This is a genomic window from Brevibacillus sp. NSP2.1 (genome assembly GCF_000470975.2).
GTDB classification, from domain to species: Bacteria; Bacillota; Bacilli; order Brevibacillales; family Brevibacillaceae; genus Brevibacillus; species Brevibacillus agri.
The window spans coordinates 3,850,982-3,871,891 of the sequence record NZ_CP048274.1; the positions used below are offsets into that span (position 1 = coordinate 3,850,982).

A 20,910-nucleotide genomic window follows, 5' to 3' on the forward strand; every position below is an offset into this window, starting at 1 on the left:
CTCTCTCACACGCATGTTTTCCCTGCCAGCTTATTTTACTTCGACGATGCGGCCTTCTACTTTCGGATTGACCACTTTGCGCTTCATCAGACCTTCTTCCACGATGCTGTACATGGACAAGCCTGTGTTGAAGAACGGCTTTTTGAACGATTCATAGCCGTCTCCACCTGCTGCCAAAAAGTCGATGGTCGCGACTTTGTACGTTTTGGTCAGATCAAGCGGCTTGTCGCCAACCTTCACTTCCAGAACACGCTCGCCTGCAGGCTTGGTCGGGTTGTACGTAAAGCTCATGCCGCTGATTTGCGGGAAGCGTCCTGCGCCTGTTCCCACCTGGCTCACGCCGTTCTCCAGCGCTTGCTTCAGCTCTGCCCCTGTCACTTCCACGATCGCCAGCGTGTTGTTTTCGAACGGAAGCAGCGTGTACAAGTCTTTTTTCGTGATGTCGCCTGCCGCAAGCTGCGTGCGGATACCGCCGCCATTTGCCAGCGCTACATCCGCTTCGTATCCTTTGATGGATTGCGTGCGCTCGAGCATGATGTCGGTAATCAGGTTGCCGACGTTCGTTTCCTTCGCCCGGACAAGCGTGCGGTCGCCATCGAGCGGAACCTCGGATTTCGCAATCACCACATTCATGACGGTATCAATTTTTTTCACAATTTCCTGAACCATTTTGTCAATTTCCGGGTCTGCCACGACGGATTCATCGTATTCTTTCAGACCGCCGCTGAACGCTACCAGCTCTTTGCCCAAATAGTACAGGTCAGCGCGTCCGAGCGATTTGCCGTACTCCCAGTCTTGGACGATGTAGGTGCCGTTTACCAGCTCAGGCGTTGTCAGCGGAGTATGGGAGTGGCCGCCGACGATCAGGTCGATGCCAGGCACGTTTTTCGCGATTTCGCGGTCTACGTCCACCCCGATGTGGGAAACGACGATGACGTGATCTACTTCTTTTTTCAGCTCAGGGACAACGACTTTCGCTACCTCGACCGGATTTTTGAAGGTCAGGCCCTTGACGTTGTCAGGGTGTGTCAGCACAGGCGTGTCTTCCGCGACAAAGCCGACGAACCCGAACTTTTTGCCGCCGATCTCCGCCTTGAAGGTCGGCAACAGCAACTCTTTGCCATCCGCCTTGAACACGTTTGCGGAAATGACCGGATGCTCCAGCATGTCGCGCAGCTTAAGCAGTTGCTCGTAGCCGAAGTCAAACTCGTGGTTGCCCGCAGCCATCACGTTGTAATCGAGGCTGTTCAGGATCGGAACGACAGACTCTCCTTTGAACTGGTTCACGAAAATGGTGCCTTGGAACGTATCACCCGCGTCCAGCAAGAGGAAGTTGTCGTTTTCCGCGCGCCATTCCTTCAGCAAGGTCGCGATTTTGGCAAAGCCGTATTCCTTTTGCGTTTTGTCTTCCTGGATGTGTCCATGCGTATCGTTTGTATGCGCGATCGTGATGTGGGTCGTTGCCGCATCGCCCAACGCCTGGAAAAATTCGCCGCGCGTCACGGTCGCTTTATTGTCGAGCGCGATTTTGTAGCCGAGCTTTTCGGCCACTTGCGCCAGCTTCGCGGAGGTCAGCACTTGACCCGGATTTTTGAAGTCGTCCTGGCTTACCGCGCCCTGTCCTTTTGCCCAGTCCAGATAAGGAGTCGCCCAGTGCGCGCCTTTTGCTGCTGCCCCGATTTGTGCGCCTTTGAGCTTGGAGAAAACAACCGCTGCCTCCGCAAGCGTAACAGCGCGATCCAGAGCCAAATCGCCATTTTGTCCGGCGGTGACGATCGCTTTTTTCACCATCCAGTCCACGTGCTTGACCGGATGCAGCGGAGCCGCGAGTGCAGAGGTAGACAAGAGCGATGCAAATACGACAGATGCAAACGCTGTCATCATAATTCGACGTGCTTTTTTCATTCTCTAATTCCCCTCTCGTATATGGAAAAATAGATAGGATATCTCTTTTATTATAGCAAAATTTGCTAGGACAATGGTGCGCTTTTCCTGTTGTTTTCGACAAAGCCGCCGATCGCTTCGGCAAGCTGTTCCGGCGCTTCGAGCATTCCCATGTGCCCTGCATCCGGCAAAAGCGCTTCGACAACGTTGCTTTTTTGTACCGTAAACGTTTTGGCTACCGGAATGATCTGGTCCTCTGCGCCTGCGACCAACAGCACTGGGAGCGTCGTTTCCCGCAGGACGTGATTGCGGTCTTTTCGATCACGCATGGCATACAACGTCTGAATCGCCCCGATCGGGCTGGTCGCGACGCCTATTTCTTTGGCAGCCTGGACTTCCGCTGTCATCGACGCGACATGCTGCGGGGCAAACAGTTTGGGGACGAGCGCCTTGATAAACGGCTCCATGCCGTGTTCGCGAATGCTGTCGGCTCCTTTGTTGCGATTGGCCTTGGCCGCCTCGTCGTCGGGATATGGCGTGGAATGAACCAGTCCGAAGCTGAGCAGCTTGTCCGCGTAGTTTTCGGCAAAAGCGAGCGTAATGTAGCCGCCGAGCGAGTGCCCGAACAGGTGGAACTTGTCCAGACCCGCTGCCGCTGCAAAAAGCGCAATGTCTTCGGCGAACCGTTCCATCGAATACGCTTCATCCGGCGCGGAGCTATGTCCGTGGCCGCGCAAATCGACGGCGATCACGCGATGCGAGCGGGCCAACAGCGGCACCAGCTTGTCCCAATAATGCAGGCTGCCGCAGAAGCCGTGCAGCAAGATGAGCGGCTCTCCTGCTCCTTCCTCCACATACGCGAGCTGGACGCCGTTTGTCAGTTGTGCTTCTTTTTTCATCTGAATCTGCTCCTTTCTGCTTTCGTTTCCGTCTTTTTTGCTTGCCAGCAGATTTTGCTGTCTGTATGATTGGAAAAAATGCCCACAACCGAATTTGGTAAAGAGAGGTGCTTGACTCGTTGATTCAGACAATAGCAGATTCCGTCGCCGGCCCAGATGGACAGAGCATTCCTTATACCTTGATCCAGGCGGGCGAGTCACCGTCCCGCGCACTTTGCTTTTTCTTTCCCGGCGCCAGCTATTCCTTCGACAAACCGTATTTGTACTATTCGACGATGCTTTTTTTGCGCAAGCAGGTAGATATCGTCCACGTACACTATTCGTTCGGACAAGACAACGCGGCCTTTTGGAACAGTCCATTCGCCGAAAAAAGCGCGTGGCTGCAAGCAGACGCAAAGCGGCTTGTCTCTCATGTGCTCGGCAAGCGGGCGTACGAACAAATTTTTTTCCTCGGAAAGTCTATCGGGACGATTCCGATTGCGTGCGGCCTGCTCCATGCCTCTGCGTTTTCCCGCACGTCAGCCGTTCTGTTGACGCCCTTGCTGACAGAGGAATCGCTCGTAGCCGATCTGCTCTCTGTCAAGCAGCAAGTACTGCTTGTCTCCGGCACGCAAGACCCTTACTACCAGCCAACTGCGCTTGAAAAAATAGCCTCCTCCAGGCCAAACGTTCGTCTTTATCTGCCTGACGGGGCCAAGCATTCCTTGGACGTGGGACTTGATGTTTCCCGTTCTCTGGCCGTATTGCAGTCGGTCATGGACGAACTGGACAGCTTTGTAGAACGGGAGCTGGACGCCCACGCCGGAAGCTGACAGCGACCACCTGGCAGAGCGCGGTTCAGGCAAAATGCTTGGAAACTCGCTTCAACGCTTTTTTCAGGTGCTTGCGGCGGCAGAGCAGCACTTTTTGGATGAACTTTTTTTCTGCTTTGGTCAGCAACCCTTTCGGTACTCTTCTGATTGCTTTTTTCAGCTTTCCTTTAGGCATCGCCTGAATCTTTTTCACCATTTTCCCCAGTTGCTTGCGGTTGTCGCGCGTAAACCGCTTCAAGCCTCTCGGAATGCGCTGCTTTTTCTTGTCGCCGGAATGCAGGCAAAACTTGTAGGCTTTTTTGCAGGAAAACTTCTTCTTGGCCCGCCGGAGATTCCATTTAGTAGGATTACCAAACAAGGAAATCCCATGATCGATTCCGTACCACTTGTACTTCTTCCCCGACTTTTTCTTGTGGAGAATCAGGTTGTGGTCGGATCGGTCCGGATTGAGAATCCAGGCGTCAAAAGCGACCAGGCGGGCCAGCTTTTTGGCCTGCTTGACGTACTTGTGCGGCTTTTTCAGCAGCTTCTTTTTCGCCTTTTTCCACGGAATGACCTGGCCGCCCTTGACCTGCATCGAAATGAGGCCGCGCCTGATCCGGCCGCGCGGTCCGCGCACATGGGCCTGAATGACTCGCGCCACAGGCAAGCCGAGACTTTTCGCCAGGTGGGCGGCAATGTACTCGTTGGCAACGAGAAGGCGGTAATTTCTGCGAGGATACCGATGAACGGTCGACTTGAAAAAGCCTTTTCGCCCCTTGCGATTTTTCACCTTCCAGATCAGTCGGCCATACTTTTTACGCAGGCGCTTTCGATAGCGCCACTTCAGTCTCACCACTCGTACACCTCGTCCCTGCATTTTTTACATCATACGGACTTGGGTTCTGAATGGTGAAACCAAAAAGAACAAGACCTTTGGCCAAAAGGAAAAACAGGTGTTGATCCCTCATCTTTTAGCGGAGGGGAAGGAACCGTCGCTACTGTATTCTCAGACGCCCTGCCAATTCCTGCTAGATGACGGGTTTCTTTACAGAAAAAAACACCTCCTGCCTTCCGACAGGAGGTGCTTGCTTATGTTTTTCGTACACGCTTTACGCTTCCAACGTTTTTTGCATAGCGCGGTAGCTCGCTTCGATCGTGCGTTCGATATCTTCCTCGGTATGCGCCAGCGAAACGAACATTCCCTCGAACTGGGACGGCGGGATCATGACGCCTTCGTCCAGCAAGTGGCTGAAGTAGGCGGAAAAGCGCTCCAGATCGGCCGTTTTCGCCGTTTCGTAGTTGATGACAGGCGTGTCGGTGAAGAACAGGCACAGCATGGAGCCTACCCGGTTGAGCGTGTGCGGGATCCCCAGCTTGCGCGCATTTTCTGCGAGTCCTTCGCCGAGACGCGCCGACAATTTTTCCAGATACTCATACGCACCCGGCCTGCTCAGCTCTTGCAGCGTGGTCAAGCCTGCCGCCATCGCCAGCGGGTTGCCGGAAAGAGTTCCCGCCTGGTAGATCGGTCCTGCCGGAGCAATCTGCTGCATGATCTCCCGCTTACCGCCGTAGGCCCCGACCGGAAGACCGCCGCCGATGACTTTGCCCATCGTCGTCAGGTCAGGCGTGATGCCGTACAACTGCTGGGCGCCGCCAAGCGCTACGCGGAAGCCCGTCATGACTTCATCGAAAATGAGCAGCGTGCCGTATTTCGCGGTAATTTCGCGCAGCCCTTCCAAAAAGCCGGGCTGTGGCGGAACGACACCCATGTTGCCGCCAATTGGCTCAACGATGACAGCCGCCAGGTCGTCGCCGAACGTTTCGAAGGCGAGCTTCACGCTGTCCAGGTCGTTGTACGGCACCGTGATCGTATTCAACGCCGTTCCTTCTGGCACGCCCGGGCTGTCCGGCAGACCGAGCGTCGCGACACCGGAGCCTGCTTTAATCAGCAAACTGTCCGCATGGCCGTGGTAACAGCCTTCGAACTTCATGATTTTGTTGCGCTTCGTATAGCCGCGCGCGAGGCGCAGGGCGCTCATCGTCGCCTCTGTCCCGGAGTTGACCATGCGCACGACTTCTACGGACGGAACCAGTTCACATACGAGCTTGGCCATCTCGGTTTCGCGCTCTGTCGGAGCACCGAAACTCGTGCCAAGTGCCGCCACTTCCGTAATCGCGGCCAGCACGCGCGGATGCGCATGTCCGAGAATGAGCGGCCCCCAGGAGCCGATGTAATCAATGTAGCTGTTGCCGTCCACATCAAAAATTCGCGAGCCTTCCCCTTTGGCGATGTAGACCGGATTGCCGCCCACGCTCTTGAACGCCCGCACCGGGCTGTTCACTCCGCCTGGTATGTAATGCTGTGCTTCTGCAAACAACTGCGTCGATTTTTCTCTTGTCATCTCGTCCTCACCTCGCCAGCCATTTTGCTACATCTTTGGCGTGGTACGTAATAATCAGGTCCGCACCAGCCCGTTTGAAGCTCACCAACGTTTCCATTACGATCCGCTCTTCGTCGATCCAGCCGTTTTGCGCAGCGGCTTTGACCATGGAATACTCGGCGCTCACATTGTAGGCGACGATCGGCAGGTTGAAGTTTTCGCGCAGGCGCAGCACCATGTCCATGAAGGCAAGGCCCGGCTTCACGATCAAAAAGTCTGCCCCTTCCTTCACATCGGAAGCTGCTTCGCGCAGTCCTTCGCGCGCGTTGGCCGCGTCCATCTGGTAGCTCTTGCGATCGCCAAACTGCGGTGTCGAACCAGCTGCATCGCGAAATGGTCCGTAGAAGGAGGACGCGTATTTCACTGCGTACGACATGATCGGAATATGCTGGAAGCCCGCTTCGTCCAAAGCTTCGCGAATGGCGATCACGAAACCGTCCATCATGTTGGATGGAGCGATGATGTCCGCTCCGGCTTTTGCCTGGGAAACGGCCGTCTTGCCCAAAAGCGCAAGCGTCTCGTCATTGACGACTTCGCCCTCGTGAATGACGCCGCAATGTCCGTGATCGGTGTATTCACACAGGCACGTATCGGCAATCACGATCATTTCCGGGTGGGCTTCCTTGATCTGACGGATGGCTTGCTGCGTAATCGCCTCGTCGTTGTACGCTTCCGTTCCGCAGGCGTCCTTGTGCTCCGGTACGCCGAACATCAGAACAGACTGGATTCCCAGCTCCACGATTTCCTTCATTTCTTCCGCCAACATATCCAGAGAGAGCTGGTACACGCCTGGCATGGAAGCAATCTCGTTTTTGATGCCGGTCCCTTCCACTACAAACAGCGGGTAAATCAGGTCTTCCACGCGAACGTGATTTTCCCGTACCAGATTGCGCATTGCCGCGCTTTTGCGCAAGCGGCGATGACGATCAAATGTTAGTGCCATGTCAATTCCCTCCCAGATTCTCTAGTAAAGCTTCTAACAGTCCATCCACGGTGTACTCGCTCGCGACCACGTCGACGGCAAGCCCGTTTTTTCTGGCTGTCTCGGCAGTGATCGGACCGATGCAGGCAATCCGCACCTGATCCAGCCAGCCTGGCGAGGCAAACGGCGCCATCGCCTGGATGAAATGAGTCACGGTAGATGAGCTGGTAAACAAAATGACATCAATCCGGCCTTCTTGCAACTGTTGGGCCGCTTCCGGCGCCCGTGACCCGTCGATGACCGTCTGGTAGGCGTCTACCTCTGTCACGGCAAGCCCCAGCTCTTTCAGCTCTGCCGGCAAAGCCTTGCGGGCGATATCGGCCCGCGGCAGCAGCACGCGCTGCCCCGGCTGAAGCTGCTCGTGCAAGCTCGCAAGCAAGCCCTCCGCTACGTAATCGGACGGGATGACCGCAACCGAAAGCCCGTGCTTGGTCAGCGCTTGCGCGGTCTTGGGACCGACCGCCGCGATCTTCCCGGCAAACGCCGCGAAGCCGACTCCTACCTGCTCCATGCGCTCCAGAAAAAACCGCACGCCATTGACGCTGGTAAAAATCACCCAGTCGTAGCTCGGCAGCTCGGAGATCGCTTCGTCGAGCTTTGTTTTGTCTGCGGGCGGGATCATTTTCAAGAGCGGAAAGGCATACGCCCCTCCGCCCAAACGCTCGATTTTGTCCACGAGCTCCTGCACCTGGCTTTTCGCGCGCGTCACCATGATGCGCTTGCCCGTAAGCGGCCCGCGCGATCCGACGGCTGTCATTGCTCGTTCTCCCGCAGCACCTGTGCGAGCACCTCGCCAGCTCCTTGCGCCAGAAGCGCTTCCGCTACCTGCACGCCGAGCGCCTGCGGATCGCGGCCAGTCGCCGTGTTTTTGAACATTTGTTTTCCGTCCGGCGAGCCGACCATCCCGGTCAAAGTGATTTGCTTATCTTCTCCGACCGTCGCGTAAGCCCCGATCGGAACCTGGCAGCCGCCTTGCAGCTTGTGCAGGAAGCTGCGCTCGGCTGTCACCGCCAGCCGCGTCGGCTCGTCGTCGAGCTGCTTCAACAGGGCCAGCGTCTCTTCGTCATCGGCGCGGCATTCGATGGCGAGCGCTCCCTGGCCGACGGCTGGCAGGCTGATTTCCACAGGCAAAAATTGCGAAATGTTCCCTTCGTAGTTGACGCGCGCAAGTCCCGCTGCCGCCAGGATGATCGCATCGAAGTTGCCTTCTTCCAACTTGCGGATGCGCGTATCAATGTTGCCGCGAAGCGATTCGATCTGAATGTCCGGGCGATGGGCGAGAATTTGCGCACTGCGGCGCAGACTGCTCGTGCCCACGAGCGCTCCTTCTTTCAGTTCATCCAATGTCTTGCCATCCAGGGACAAGAGGACGTCCCGCGGGTCAACCCGCTTCGGAATCGCACCGATCACGAGGCCCTCCGGCAATTCAGCCGGCATGTCCTTCAAGCTGTGCACGGCAAAATCCGTTTCCTTATCGTACAGAGACTGTTCGATTTCTTTGACAAAAAGCCCTTTTCCGCCAACCTTGGACAGCGTCACATCGAGAATGCGGTCGCCCTTCGTCACGATTTCGTACAGCTCAAACTCAGCCTGCGGCGCGAGTTCTTTCAGTTTTTGTACGACCCAATTCGTCTGGGTGAGCGCCAGCTTGCTGCGACGCGTCCCTACTTTCCATTTTCCCATGACAGCCTCCTTGATGAACAGCCACTACCACCAGCTGTGAAATGTAGAAGTCGTAATGCCTAAAAAATTGATGAGCAGAAGCAAAAACGCCAGGACGTTCCACTGGGCGAGCCTGCGCATTTGCAGCGTATCCCGATAGCGTTTGTACAGCCAGAACGAATAGCTGGCCAAGACAAGCATGGAAGTAACTACTTTGGAGTCTAGCAAAAATTTTTCCGGCAACACCATTTTTCCCCAAATAATCCCCAGTACAATCGAAAGAAGCAGCATCGGCACGCCGAGCATGTTCATCCGGTAGGCGTAGCCTTCCAACTGGTCCAGGCTGGGCAGCCTGCGCAGAAGCGGAGTCCAGCGCCGCTCCTTGAGCATCTTATGCTGCAAGAGGTACATCGCGGAAAAGATCATCGACAGCGAAAACGCGCCATAGCTGAACATCGCCAGCGTCACGTGCGTCAAGAGCAGCTCCGAGGTCAAGACGTCAGATACTGCGACGATGGGCGTCTCTGGCAAGAACATCGACATGACCAGGACGACAAACCCGATAATATTTGTAAAAAAAACCAGCAAATCAATGCGAAAAAAATAGTGTAAGGCAAGTGATAGGCTTACCAGCACCCATGAGTAAAAAAAGAGCGTCTCAAACAGCGTAATGACAGGAAAATAAGCTTTCATCACTGTCTGCGACACAAAAAAAGCAGTTTGCAAGGCCCAAACGACAATAAGCAACCCGAAAGCCAAACGATTGACTTTCCGGTTGCTTTGCAAGAAGTCGTTAAAATAGAAGAGAACACTTGCAGCGTAGAGAAAGATCGTCAGGTCGTAGATCCATCTCACCTCGGCCATGCACTCTCTCCCCTCTTTCCCTATCGGTTTCTATCGATGGCAGTATCGTTTTTGCAAAGAAGAGAAGGTCTTTATTTCGGCACACGGGAAGCCAGGACCTGCTCGCGAGCTGCTGGCTGCTTGCTTTTGTCGTCTGCCCAGAGCGCTTCCTGCTCTTTGCGTTCCAAAATTTCTTCGAGGGCAAACATTTTGGTGAAAATGTCCAGCACTTCATCTCCGTATTTGGTAGCTGCCATTTCCTTCAGGCGCACGACCGGATCGTGCATGAGCTGATTGACGATCCCTTTGGTCGTCTTGCGAATAATGTGCATTTCGCGCTCGGTCAAGTTCGGCAGCTTGTTTTCTATCTTGCGCATCGCTTCACCCTGGATGGTGAGCGTTTTTTCACGCAGCGCGGCAATCAGCGGCGCTACGCCCAGCGTCTGGTACCAGGTCGTAAAGGCCACAATCTCCTCTTCGATCATCGCATCCAGCCGCTCCGCTTCCCGCGAGCGCTCTGCGACGTTGCTCGCGACGATTCCTTCCAGATCGTCAATGTCGTACAAAAAGACATTATCCAGATCGTGCAGGTCAGGATTCAGGTCGCGGGGAACCGCGATGTCCACCATGAACAGCGGACGGTGCTTTCTTTGCTTCATGATTGGCGCCAGATCCTTTTTGCCGAGGACGTATCCGGTCGCTCCCGTAGAGCTGATGACGATGTCGGCAGTGAGCAGCGCCTCAGGCAACTGCTCCATCGTACAGGAGTCCCCTTTGAATTTTTCCGCCAAAAGCTGTGCCCGCTCCAGCGTGCGGTTCGCTACCATGACTCGCTCGGAGCCGTTGGCGTGCAAATGCTTGGCTGTCAGCTCGCTCATTTTGCCCGCTCCGACAATCAGGACGGACTTCCCGGCGAAAGAGCCAAAAATCTTTTTCCCCAGCTCCACGGCAGCATAGCTGACCGATACGGCGTTTTGTCCGATCGCCGTCTCCGTATGGGCGCGCTTGGCAAATGTAATGGCTTGCTTGAACAACGTGTTGAACACCGTTCCCGTCGTTTTCAGCTCTTGCGCCATCAGGAATGCGTCGCGCACTTGTCCGAGAATTTGCGTCTCTCCCATCACCATCGAATCGAGACCGGCAGACACTCTGAACAAATGGTCGATTGCCTGTTCATTCTCTTTTATATAAAGGTGATCTTTGAATCGTTCTTTTTCCACACCGAACCATTCCGCCAAAAAGCGGCGCGTATAGTCACGGCCGATATTGGCCTGGTCGCAGACGACATACAGTTCCGTACGGTTACATGTCCCCAGGATGACACATTCCGCAATACTCTTCGTCTGGGAGAGAAGATGAAGAGCGCGTGCAGTCCCATCATCGCTGAATGTAAACTTTTCGCGAACTTCGACAGGTGCCGTTTTGTAGTTTAAGCCCAGCAAAAGAATATCCATAGTGTCCTCCCAGAATGACATACGTGCATACGCCATATGTAAAATGCACTATTATTATAACATTATGTCCCGAATCGGCCACGAGTAATTGTGAAAAGTTTATTAACGGAAACGCGCTTTTCGGCGCTGATAGAGTCGAAAACATAGCTTGAAACGGCGGCAAAAAGCGACAAATGGCGCACGAATCCGCTTGAAATCCCGTTGCGAATCACGTATGATGCTGGTTATACGTCTACAAAAATAAAGTTTCGTAAACAAACCGGGAGGAGAGAAAAGAAGCATTGAAAAAACCATGGATGGCAGATATAACGCTGCTTCTGATCGCTTTGGTCTGGGGAACCACGTTTTTGATCGTGCAGCAGGCAATCGCCTCACTGCCCCCTAACACGTTCAACGCTGTTCGCTTCACGGTGGCCGCCCTGTTTTTGCTCGTCATTTTCCTGATTCGCTCTCGCCACCAGCTCGCAGCATTCCGCGGCCCGATCGTTCGCGCCGGGATCATCCTCGGCTTTTGGCTCTGTCTCGGTTACGCGCTGCAAACGGTCGGCCTTTTGTACACGACGCCTTCCAAAGCCGGATTCATTACGGGCTTGTCTGTCGTACTGGTTCCGCTGTTCGCCTTTTTGCTTTTGCGCGACAGGATCAAGCCTGTGGCGGTGATCGGCGTCATCCTCGCAGCAGCAGGCTTGTATCTTTTGACACAAAATCAGACCTTCTCGTTCAACCTGGGGGACGCGCTCGTGTTCGGCTGTGCGATTTGCTTCGCCATGCAGATCGTCTTTACCGGAAAATACGCGCCGCGCTTCGCGGCATTGCCGCTTGCGATCGTTCAGCTCGGGACGGTTGCGGTCATGAGCTGGCTCTACTCCTTTTTCTTCGAGGACTGGAGCCGGGCGTTTGATCCGGCGATCCTGTTCATCCCGGAAGTAGCGACAGGGTTGATCGTCACCTCGATCTTTGCAACGGCCCTCGCCTTTTTGGCCCAGACGGCTTTGCAAAAGCAAACTAGCTCCACACGCGTGGCGCTCATTTTCGCGCTGGAGCCTGTGTTCGCCGCGTTGACTTCGTACGTCTTTATCCACGAGGTACTGAGCGGCAGACAGTTGATCGGCTGCCTGATGATTTTTACCGGGATGATTTTGGCAGAGCTTCCGATCGGACAGTGGCTTGCGCAAGCGCGCTCGCGCAAAGGCAAGGCAAAGGAAGGCCGCGAGTCGGCCTGACTGATTCGAAACATTGGCTGTGCCAATCCCAAGCCATTGACGCAGCCTTGCACAAAAAAGGTTCCTTCTCCCCCAAGGGAAAGGAACCTTTTTTCGCGAAAACGCTGAAAGCCCCAGCAAGGCAACCGCTTGGTCAGTTGCTCTTTCTGACCTCCTGCAAGATCGCGTCCACAAACAACTGCATGACCTGTCCGCACACTTTTTGCGGCAAGCGCTCCGTGCGCTTGATCCACTGCTTGAGCCGCAGCAGGTGGTAGGCGGCTTGCGGGATTTTGCCGCTCGTTCCGTGGTCGATCAGCGCGACGGCAGACTGGCCGACTTTGGCCCAATGGCGGTATTTTTCAATCCACGGCCGCGCTTCCTTCGCGAGCTTGAGGTTGCTCATCCCGCCGAGCAACTGGTGGGCGGTTTGCTCCATCTCGCGAAACAGCAAGGTCAGCTCGGAGACTGCCTTGTTCCGATCTCCCTGCAAAAACTGGAAGCGAAAAGCAAGAAACGCTTCGAGCAGGCGCGGCGACTCGCCTTCGCACAAAAACGAGCTTTGCACATTGTCGGCAAACGTGAAGAACGCTTCGGCATCGTCCTTGCCCGCCACTTCCTCCACCGCCTGCTTCCAGGCCGCGTCCGGATCGTAGCCTTGCGGATCGCGCAAATAGGCGGCCGTCGTCATCAACGGAATTTTCGAGCATTCAGGCAGCGACATCGCGTTTGCCACGTAGCCTGCGGCGTGCTGCCACAAGTCCGGGTCGCGATGGCGCAATGGGCCGATATGCAGCTCGCTTGCCATCGCCAGGTCGTTGACGGGGTAGTTATCCCAGTAAAACGGCTTGTGCCCCGTATATTCGCCGAAGCGAACCGCATCGCCATCCGTCAGGTACGGCGAGCAGACAAACCGCCCCGTCCAGAACAAGTCAATCTCTTCGGGCAAATGCCGGCCCAGGTGCTGGATGTACGGCTCTTTGCCAATGCCGTTGTACTGGGTCGGGCAGACGACCAGCTTGACTGGCTCTCCCCACTCCTGCATCGACTCCCAGACGCGCCGGGTAGTCTGCACGTGAGCATCTGCCAGGTGGGCAAACTGCGCGACATCCCGTTCATGCAGCAGGTGCATCGGGATGTCGTCGAACAACAAGGAAAAATACCGGACGCCTTTGTCGTACATCGTCCGATATTTTTTCAAAAGCAGCTCCGTGTGGGCCGGACTCGCATATTCCATGCTGAGGCCGGGGCTTAGACAGTACACAAACTGCATGCCCCGTCCCAGGGCGCTTGCGATCAATTCGTCCAGTTGGCGCATCGCCGCTTCCGGATGCGGCTCCATCCATCGCTCCCGCAAATATACATCGTCTTTGGGCGAGTAGAAATACGCATTGTAATCGTGCCGATGCAAAAAATCAATCATGTCCAGCCGCTCTGCATGCGTCCAGGGCGTTCCGTAGAAGCCTTCGATCACACCGCGTACGGCAAAGCAAGCCAGTTTGCTCACAAAAGCTGCCTCCCCTTCCCACTTGCGGATTGGGTCTTTGACGGTATCTGCGTTACTGTTCCCGCTCGCTCGCGGCTGCTGCCGACACAGAAGCGTCAGTCGCCTCCGCTGCTTCCACCTGCGCAGGCTGGTCTTTTTCCCGCAGTCGGCGCAAGATTTCGCCCCACAGCTCATCCTTGCCTTGACCTGTCTCCGAAGAAAACACGATGATCGTATCGTCACCGCGCATGTTCAACGTCTGGCGGATGATCTTCGTATGTTGCAGCCAGCGTCCGCGGGCAATTTTGTCGCCCTTGGTCGCGACGACGACCGTCGGAATGCCGATCTGTTTGCACCATTCGTACATCGCCACGTCGTCCTTGGAAGGAGCGTGGCGAATGTCGACGAGCTGGATGACGAACCGCAGCTCTTTCCGTTTTTTCAGATAGCCCTCGATCATCTTTCCCCATTGTTCCTTGATCGTCTTCGCAACCTTGGCGTAGCCGTAGCCGGGAAAGTCGACGAAGTAGAGCATCTGGTTGACGCGGAAGTAGTTCAGCGTCTGGGTCTTCCCTGGCCGCGAGCTGATGCGCGCGAGCCCTTTGCGGTTCATCATTTTGTTGAGCAGCGAAGACTTGCCCACGTTGGAGCGGCCGACGAGAGCGATCTCGTGCAGGCCGTCCTCCGGGTATTGCTTCGGTCCGACAGCGCTGATGACGAACTCGGCTGAAGTTACTTTCATGATTTTTCACCTGCTGTCGGCTGTCTGGTCAGGGCGTGGCGCAACACTTCATCCAAGTGCTCGACCGGATAGAAGGTCAGTTCTTTTCGCACGCTCTCCGGTATATCTTCAATGTCTTTCTCGTTGTCTTTTGGCAAAATAATCGTCGTCAAGCCAGCGCGATGCGCGGACATGCACTTTTCCTTCAGGCCGCCAATCGGCAAAACTCTTCCGCGCAGGGTGATTTCGCCCGTCATCCCCACTTCTTTTTTCACAGGGATTTGCGCGAGCGCCGATACAAGTGCGGTCGCCATCGTAATTCCTGCGGACGGGCCGTCTTTTGGAATCGCGCCCTCCGGAACGTGGATGTGGATGTCGTTTTTCTCGTGGAAAAGCGGGTCAATCCCCCACTGCTCGGCACGCGAGCGAATGTAGCTGAAGGCCGCCTGCGCGGATTCCTTCATGACATCGCCGAGCTTTCCGGTCAAGGTGAGTTTTCCTTTTCCTGGCAGGATGCTGACCTCTACGTTCAGCGTATCGCCGCCTGCCTGCGTCCAGGCGAGGCCCGTCACCGAGCCGATCTGGTCTTTTTTCTCCGCCAGGCCATAGCGGTAGCGCGGTTTGCCGAGCAGCGTCTCCAGTGTCTTCGCGGTGACGACGACGCGCTTTTTCTCCCCGCTGACGATCAGCTTGGCGGCTTTCCGGCAGACGTTGGCGGCTTCGCGGTTCAGATTGCGCACGCCAGCTTCGCGCGTGTACAGGCGGATGAGCTTGAGCATGGCGTCCTCGTGCACTTGCAGCTTATCCTTGCCAAGCCCGTGTTCTTCCATCTGCTTCGGCAGCAAGTAGCCGCGCATGATGTTGAGCTTCTCCAGCTCGGTGTAGCCGGAGATCGAAATGACCTCCATCCGGTCCAAAAGCGGGCGCGGAATCGTGTCGAGGCTGTTCGCCGTCGTGATGAACATGACATTCGTCAAGTCGTACGTCTCTTCGATATAGTGGTCGCTGAACTTGTCGTTTTGGTTCGGGTCCAGCACTTCCAGGAGCGCCGATGCCGGATCGCCCCGGAAATCGGACGCCAGCTTGTCGATCTCATCCAGCAAAAAGACCGGATTGATCGTGCCCGCCTGCTTCATCCCCTGGATGATGCGGCCTGGCAGCGCGCCCACGTAGGTGCGGCGATGCCCGCGAATCTCGGCTTCGTCACGCACGCCCCCGAGCGAAATGCGCACGAACTTGCGCTCCAGTGCGCGTGCGATCGAGCGCGCGAGGGAAGTTTTCCCGACGCCGGGAGGTCCAACCAGACAGAGAATCGGCCCGCGCATCGAGTTGACGAGCTTTTGCACAGCCAAATATTCCAGCACGCGCTCCTTCGGCTTTTCCAGACCGTAGTGATCCTCGTCGAGCACTTCTTGCGCGTGGTGAATGTCGAGATTGTCCACCGTCGTCTTCGTCCACGGCAGAGCGAGCAGCGTGTCGATGTACGTCCGGATGACCGAGCCTTCCGCAGAAGTGGCTGGCATCTTTTCCAGTCGTTCCAGCTCTTTTTCGATTTTCGCCTTGATTCTTTCGGGAGCGTCGGATTTCTCCAACTGCGCGCGCAGCTCATCCACTTCTCCCTGACGGCCGTCCTTGTCGCCGAGCTCTTTTTGAATGGCTTTCATCTGCTCACGCAAGTAGTATTCCTTTTGCGTGCGCTCCATCTGCTTTTTCACGCGGTTGCCGATCTTGCGCTCCAGCTCCAGCACCTCGCGCTCGTTGTTCAAAATATCCAAAAGAATTTCGAGCCGCTCCTTGATGTTGACCGTCTCCAAAATCTCCTGTTTGTCCTTCATTTTCAGCGGCAGATGGGAAGCAATCACGTCAGCCAGTCGGCCCGGTTCTTCGATGTCTGTTACGGATGTAAGCGTCTCGGGGGAAACTTTTTTCGACAGCTTGATGTATTGCTCGAAGTGGTTGAGCAGCGAACGCATCAGAGCTTCTACTTCATTTTCCTCCGTTTTTTCTTCTTCCAAATATGTAACGGACACAACGAAATAATCTTCCTGTTGAAGATATTCCTCGATCTTGGCCCGTTGCAGTCCCTCGACCAGCACACGGATTGTGCCGTTTGGCAGCTTCAGCATTTGTTTCACACGCGCAACGGTACCGATGCTGTAAATTTGCTCTGCCTCTGGCTCCTCTATATGAACTTCTTCCTGTGTCGCAAGCAAAATCTTGTTATCGTCCACCATGGCTTGCTCCAGTGCGCGGATGGACTTTTCCCGTCCAACGTCCAGGTGGAGTACCATGGTCGGATACACAAGCAATCCTCGCAACGGGAGAAGCGGTAATTCTCGTTTACCGGAACGTTCGCCCAAGCGGATGCACCTCTCCTTGTTGATCTATCCCTTCTTGCCAAGAGCCTGATAACAGACAAAAACGGCTCCCAAAGCCGTTTTTTGCCCACCCGGCATATCCGAATCACCCCAAACGACACGTAGAACAGACAGTCATTCTGACGCGTCCATCCCCAGCATTTGGGGAGCCCGTTACAGGCCGGGTAGGGCCCCGGGCTCTTTGCAAGCAGAAGCTTTTTACCATTGTAGCGCAAACACAATCCGATGTCTAATCCGCGGGCGCTTGCGACTGTTAGAGCGTCATTGGCGAGGAGGCCAAATCCTCCGCCGGAATCTGCAAGGTAAATCCAGGCGCTTCCTCATCCTGCACAGCGACCTTCGGCACAGCCAGTTCCATGACTTGCGAGACGGTCGAAACCGGAATCACCTCGATGCCCTTCATGTCAGCGAAAATGCTCTGCCAGTTTTCTTCGGGAATCAGCACGCGCGTCGCTCCCGCCTGCCGGGCCGCCTCGACCTTGGCGACCACGCCGCCCACCGGCTTCACCTTGCCGTGAATGCTCACTTCGCCCGTCATGGCGAGCAGGTTGTCTACCGGCACTTCCATAATCGCCGAATAGATGGCGACCGCAATCGCGATCCCTGCGGAAGGTCCGTCGACAGGGACTCCGCCCGGGAAGTTGACATGCAGATCGTAATCGTACGGACGAACTCCCATCCGGTTCAACACGGTCAGGACGTTTTCGATCGACCCTTTGGCCATGGACTTCCGGCGAATCGTGCGGCTGCGGCTGCCCATTTCCTCTTCCTCGGCCATGCCCGTCATCGTCATTCGCCCCTGACCAGGCACGGCGGTTGGCGTAGCCGTCACTTCCAGCTCCATGACGCTGCCCATGTTCGGCCCGTAAACGGCAAGCCCGTTCACCAGCCCCACCTGTGGCGTATCGTGCACCTGCTTTTCGGGGCGCGGCGATTTTTGGCTGCTGTGTACGACCCACTCCACATCTTGCGCGATGATCGTATTGCGTTCCTCGGTTAGCGCAATCCCTGCAGCGATTTGCAGCGTGTTGATCGCTTCGCGGCCATTGGTGGCGTAACGCTCGATGACTGCCACTGCACTGTCCTCGATGGTCATCTGCATCTTGGGAACGGCTGTGCGCACGATGCTGCCGATTTCCGCGCCTTTCAACGGCCGGAAGAAAATCTCCAGACAACGAGAGCGCAGGGCGGCAGGAAGCTCTTCAGGCAGCCTTGTCGTCGCGCCGACCAGACGAAAATCGGCAGGCAGCCCATATTTGAACACATCGTGAATATGCGACGGAATCTGATTGTTTTCCTCGCTGTAATAGGCGCTTTCCAGCATGACTTTGCGGTCTTCGAGCACTTTCAGCAGCTTGTTCATTTGCACAGGGTGAAGCTCCCCGATCTCATCGAGAAAAAGCATGCCTCCGTGCGCTTTCGTTACCGCGCCCGGCTTCGGCTGGGGAATGCCGGCCTGACCGAGCGAGCCCGCCCCTTGGTAGATCGGGTCGTGAACAGAGCCGATCAGCGGGTCCGCAATCCCCCGCTCGTCAAACCGGGCAATCGTCGCGTCAATTTCGATAAACTTGGCGTCCGCATTAAAAGGCGAAAGCTTGTTTTTCTTCGCTTCTTCCAGCACGACCCGGGCAGCAGCGGTCTTGCCCACTCCCGGCGGTCCGTAGATGATGACGTGCTGCGGGTTCGGTCCGCACAGCGCGGCACGCAACGCCCGCAGCCCATCCTCCTGCCCTACGATTTCCTCCAGGGTAGCGGGCCGTGTTTTTTCTGACAACGGTTCTGTCAAGGCGATCATTCTCATTCTGCGAATCGTGTCCAGATCTTTTCGCGATTCTTTTTCCGTGGAAGTTTTCGTGTTTCTCTGCGCTCGCAGCAAATTCCAGAAGTAGGTGCCAATCACAATTCCAACAACCACTTCAATGACAGCAATGACCAACGTGGTATAGTCCATATGCAGTCCCTCCCATGCGTCCTTGCAGCTTTTTTACGCATATGTAAAAGCGTCTCTTCAACGATATCAAGTAGTATTGCCCCGCAAACGAGTACGTAAACCATAAACCCGCAAAGCCAACTGGATGAATATGGAAAAAGATAGCAACGTCTCTTGAAAAAACAAAAACCACCCCGCAAAAGCGGGATGGTTCGCTCAAACAACGATTATGCAGTTTCGCCGTGCAACTCGCGGCCTTCTTTGGTCATAAGGCGCGGCTTCACTTTGTCGCGCACCGTTTCTTCCGTGATGACGCACTTGGTCACGTCCTCGCGGGAAGGCAGCTCATACATCATGTCGAGCATGATCTGCTCGATGATGGCACGCAGTCCGCGCGCACCGGTATTGCGCTTGATCGCCTCTTTGGCAATTTGCAGGAGGGCGCCGGCATCAAACTCCAGCTCGACGCCGTCCAGGCTGAGCAGTTTTTGATACTGCTTCACCAGCGAGTTTTTCGGCTCGGTCAAGATGCGCACGAGCGTCTCCTCGTCCAGCGGCTCCAATGTAGCCAGAACTGGCAAACGGCCGACGAACTCTGGGATCAGGCCGAATTTCAGCAAGTCTTCCGGCAGGATGTACTTGAGGTACTCGCCCGCTTTCAGATCGCCTTTGACACCATCGGCAAAATCAGCGCCGAAGCCGATTACCTTTTTGCCCAGACGACGCTTGATGATTTGCTCTACCCCATCGAATGCACCGCCACAGATGAACAAAATGTTCGACGTGTCGATCTGGATAAATTCCTGATGCGGATGCTTGCGTCCGCCTTGCGGTGGAACGCTGGCAACCGTGCCCTCCAAAATTTTCAGGAGAGCCTGCTGCACGCCTTCGCCGGAAACGTCGCGCGTAATCGAAGGGTTTTCCGACTTGCGTGCGACTTTATCAATTTCATCGATGTAGATGATGCCTTTTTCGGCTTTTTCCACATCGTAGTCAGCAGCTTGGATCAGCTTGAGCAAAATGTTTTCCACGTCTTCGCCCACGTAGCCGGCCTCCGTCAGAGAGGTGGCGTCCGCGATCGCAAACGGCACGTTCAAGATGCGCGCCAGCGTTTGCGCGAGCAATGTTTTCCCGCTACCTGTCGGCCCGATCAGCAGAATGTTGGACTTTTGCAGCTCCACATCCTCGATCTTCGCCCCGGAGTTAATCCGCTTGTAGTGGTTGTACACCGCTACAGACAGCGATTTTTTCGCCAAGTCCTGGCCGATGACATAGTCGTCCAAGATTTTGCGGATTTCCACAGGCTTCGGAATTTCTTTCATGTCGATTTCTTCTTCCGTGCCCAGCTCTTCCTGCACAATTTCGTTGCACAGTTCGATACACTCGTCACAAATGTAAACGCCAGGACCGGCTACCAGCTTGCGCACCTGTTCCTGGGACTTGCCGCAGAAGGAGCACTTCAGTTGGCCTTTGTCGTCGTTAAACTTAAACATGCGCTTCACCTCACAACGGGTCAGTTTTTGCGTTCGATAATCGTGTCAATCAATCCATAGGCCTTGGCTTCTTCTGCACTCATGAAGTTGTCGCGATCGGTATCCAGCTCGACCCGCTCATACGGTTGACCTGTACGCTCGGACAAAATCTGGTTCAGTTGGCGCTTCGTTTTCAGAATCCATTCCGCGTGAATACGGATGTCCTCTGCCTGTCCACGCACGCCTCCGAGTGGCTGATGAATCATCACTTCGCTGTTTGGCAAAGCAAAGCGCTTGCCTTTGGCGCCAGCAGCGAGGAGAAACGCTCCCATGCTGGCAGCCATGCCCACGCAAATCGTGGACACATCCGGCTTGATGTACTGCATCGTGTCGTAGATAGCCATACCTGCTGTTACAGAACCGCCTGGAGAGTTTATGTATAGCGAAATGTCTTTTTCCGGATCTTCCGCCTGCAAAAAGAGCAGTTGGGCCACTACCAGATTGGCAACTTCATCGTCAATCTCCGTGCCGAGCAGAATAATCCGGTCTTTCAAGAGGCGCGAGTAAATATCGTAGGAGCGCTCGCCTCTGCTTGTTTGCTCGATGACCATTGGGATCAGCATTATGTATCTTTCCTCCTTTGCGGTAAAAGGGGGCGCCCTTTAGTTGAGAAGGATTTTACCAAAAAGTCGATGGTGGAAAAACAAGGCACGAGTGCATCGTGCCTTGTAGTTGGTACAGCCAGTGGCCAAGAGAGCCTGA

17 protein-coding genes are annotated in these 20,910 nt (G+C 55.4%); 2 read left to right on the forward strand and 15 right to left on the reverse strand.

Annotated elements, in window-relative coordinates; translation table 11 throughout:
- Nucleotides 1-30: 30 nt before the first annotated feature.
- Complete coding sequence (locus M655_RS18765; protein WP_005826525.1) at nucleotides 31-1,905, reverse strand: bifunctional metallophosphatase/5'-nucleotidase; 1,875 nt, start codon at nucleotides 1,903-1,905, stop codon at nucleotides 31-33.
- 65 nt (nucleotides 1,906-1,970) lie between these two features.
- Nucleotides 1,971-2,783: an alpha/beta fold hydrolase gene (locus tag M655_RS18770; RefSeq protein WP_005826527.1), complete on the reverse strand. Its 813-nt coding sequence runs from the start codon at nucleotides 2,781-2,783 to the stop codon at nucleotides 1,971-1,973.
- A gap of 119 nt (nucleotides 2,784-2,902) precedes the next feature.
- On the opposite strand from M655_RS18770, the gene M655_RS18775 reads away from it, so the two are divergent.
- A complete protein-coding gene (locus M655_RS18775; RefSeq protein ID WP_005826529.1) occupies nucleotides 2,903-3,595 on the forward strand; it encodes an alpha/beta hydrolase in 693 nt (230 codons plus the stop codon).
- A gap of 25 nt (nucleotides 3,596-3,620) precedes the next feature.
- On the opposite strand, the gene M655_RS18780 is transcribed toward M655_RS18775, so the two are convergent.
- The 7 genes from M655_RS18780 to hemA form a co-directional block, all read right to left on the reverse strand.
- Nucleotides 3,621-4,430 (reverse strand): HipA family kinase, encoded by an 810-nt coding sequence (locus M655_RS18780; protein ID WP_286085858.1) that lies wholly within the window; start codon nucleotides 4,428-4,430, stop codon nucleotides 3,621-3,623.
- Between the two features lie 256 nt (nucleotides 4,431-4,686).
- A complete protein-coding gene (gene hemL / locus M655_RS18785; protein ID WP_026558432.1) occupies nucleotides 4,687-5,979 on the reverse strand; it encodes a glutamate-1-semialdehyde 2,1-aminomutase in 1,293 nt (430 codons plus the stop codon).
- A gap of 7 nt (nucleotides 5,980-5,986) precedes the next feature.
- On the reverse strand, nucleotides 5,987-6,961 hold the full coding sequence (gene hemB / locus M655_RS18790) for a porphobilinogen synthase (protein ID WP_005826533.1): 975 nt from the start codon (nucleotides 6,959-6,961) through the stop codon (nucleotides 5,987-5,989).
- A 1-nt stretch (nucleotide 6,962) separates the two neighbouring features.
- A complete protein-coding gene (locus M655_RS18795; RefSeq protein WP_007782471.1) occupies nucleotides 6,963-7,757 on the reverse strand; it encodes a uroporphyrinogen-III synthase in 795 nt (264 codons plus the stop codon).
- The gene (gene hemC / locus M655_RS18800) at nucleotides 7,754-8,683 is read right to left on the reverse strand and encodes a hydroxymethylbilane synthase (RefSeq protein WP_007782475.1); all 930 of its coding nucleotides are present in this window, start codon (nucleotides 8,681-8,683) and stop codon (nucleotides 7,754-7,756) included. The genes M655_RS18795 and hemC overlap by 4 nt, the downstream gene beginning before the upstream one ends.
- A 24-nt stretch (nucleotides 8,684-8,707) precedes the next feature.
- The gene (locus tag M655_RS18805; protein WP_005826536.1) at nucleotides 8,708-9,526 is read right to left on the reverse strand and encodes a cytochrome C assembly family protein; all 819 of its coding nucleotides are present in this window, start codon (nucleotides 9,524-9,526) and stop codon (nucleotides 8,708-8,710) included.
- 71 nt (nucleotides 9,527-9,597) lie between these two features.
- The gene (gene hemA, locus M655_RS18810) at nucleotides 9,598-10,959 is read right to left on the reverse strand and encodes a glutamyl-tRNA reductase (RefSeq protein ID WP_007782479.1); all 1,362 of its coding nucleotides are present in this window, start codon (nucleotides 10,957-10,959) and stop codon (nucleotides 9,598-9,600) included.
- Between the two features lie 281 nt (nucleotides 10,960-11,240).
- Between hemA and M655_RS18815 the strand changes: the two genes are divergently transcribed.
- Entirely contained in the window at nucleotides 11,241-12,182 is a 942-nt protein-coding gene (locus tag M655_RS18815; protein ID WP_025846999.1) for a DMT family transporter, read from the forward strand.
- 133 nt (nucleotides 12,183-12,315) lie between these two features.
- On the opposite strand, the gene M655_RS18820 is transcribed toward M655_RS18815, so the two are convergent.
- From M655_RS18820 to clpP, 6 genes are all read right to left on the reverse strand, one after another.
- Complete coding sequence (locus M655_RS18820; protein WP_005826539.1) at nucleotides 12,316-13,668, reverse strand: protein O-GlcNAcase; 1,353 nt, start codon at nucleotides 13,666-13,668, stop codon at nucleotides 12,316-12,318.
- A 52-nt stretch (nucleotides 13,669-13,720) separates the two neighbouring features.
- A complete protein-coding gene (gene yihA / locus M655_RS18825; protein ID WP_005826540.1) occupies nucleotides 13,721-14,389 on the reverse strand; it encodes a ribosome biogenesis GTP-binding protein YihA/YsxC in 669 nt (222 codons plus the stop codon).
- The gene (gene lon, locus M655_RS18830) at nucleotides 14,386-16,728 is read right to left on the reverse strand and encodes an endopeptidase La (RefSeq protein ID WP_025846996.1); all 2,343 of its coding nucleotides are present in this window, start codon (nucleotides 16,726-16,728) and stop codon (nucleotides 14,386-14,388) included. The genes yihA and lon overlap by 4 nt, the downstream gene beginning before the upstream one ends.
- Nucleotides 16,729-16,999: 271 nt before the next feature.
- Complete coding sequence (gene lonB / locus M655_RS18835) at nucleotides 17,000-18,697, reverse strand: ATP-dependent protease LonB (RefSeq protein ID WP_005826542.1); 1,698 nt, start codon at nucleotides 18,695-18,697, stop codon at nucleotides 17,000-17,002.
- A gap of 206 nt (nucleotides 18,698-18,903) precedes the next feature.
- Nucleotides 18,904-20,169 carry an ATP-dependent protease ATP-binding subunit ClpX gene (gene clpX, locus M655_RS18840; RefSeq protein WP_005826543.1) on the reverse strand — a complete coding sequence of 422 codons (1,266 nt, stop codon included), beginning with the start codon at nucleotides 20,167-20,169 and terminating at the stop codon, nucleotides 18,904-18,906.
- 20 nt (nucleotides 20,170-20,189) lie between these two features.
- Nucleotides 20,190-20,771, reverse strand: a complete 582-nt coding sequence (clpP, locus tag M655_RS18845; protein ID WP_005826544.1) for an ATP-dependent Clp endopeptidase proteolytic subunit ClpP — start codon at nucleotides 20,769-20,771, stop codon at nucleotides 20,190-20,192.
- Between the last annotated feature and the right edge of the window lie 139 nt (nucleotides 20,772-20,910).

Excerpts from the sequence above, each read along its gene's own strand:
- M655_RS18765 (WP_005826525.1), bottom strand. The coding sequence starts at position 1,905 with ATGAAAAAAGCACGTCGAATTATGATGACAGCGTTTGCATCTGTCGTA.
- M655_RS18770 (WP_005826527.1), bottom strand. The coding sequence starts at position 2,783 with ATGAAAAAAGAAGCACAACTGACAAACGGCGTCCAGCTCGCGTATGTG.
- hemL (WP_026558432.1), bottom strand. The coding sequence starts at position 5,979 with ATGACAAGAGAAAAATCGACGCAGTTGTTTGCAGAAGCACAGCATTAC.
- hemB (WP_005826533.1), bottom strand. The coding sequence starts at position 6,961 with ATGGCACTAACATTTGATCGTCATCGCCGCTTGCGCAAAAGCGCGGCA.
- M655_RS18795 (WP_007782471.1), bottom strand. The coding sequence starts at position 7,757 with ATGACAGCCGTCGGATCGCGCGGGCCGCTTACGGGCAAGCGCATCATG.
- hemC (WP_007782475.1), bottom strand. The coding sequence starts at position 8,683 with ATGGGAAAATGGAAAGTAGGGACGCGTCGCAGCAAGCTGGCGCTCACC.
- M655_RS18805 (WP_005826536.1), bottom strand. The coding sequence starts at position 9,526 with ATGGCCGAGGTGAGATGGATCTACGACCTGACGATCTTTCTCTACGCT.
- hemA (WP_007782479.1), bottom strand. The coding sequence starts at position 10,959 with ATGGATATTCTTTTGCTGGGCTTAAACTACAAAACGGCACCTGTCGAA.
- yihA (WP_005826540.1), bottom strand. The coding sequence starts at position 14,389 with ATGAAAGTAACTTCAGCCGAGTTCGTCATCAGCGCTGTCGGACCGAAG.
- lonB (WP_005826542.1), bottom strand. The coding sequence starts at position 18,697 with ATGGACTATACCACGTTGGTCATTGCTGTCATTGAAGTGGTTGTTGGA.
- clpX (WP_005826543.1), bottom strand. The coding sequence starts at position 20,169 with ATGTTTAAGTTTAACGACGACAAAGGCCAACTGAAGTGCTCCTTCTGC.
- clpP (WP_005826544.1), bottom strand. The coding sequence starts at position 20,771 with ATGCTGATCCCAATGGTCATCGAGCAAACAAGCAGAGGCGAGCGCTCC.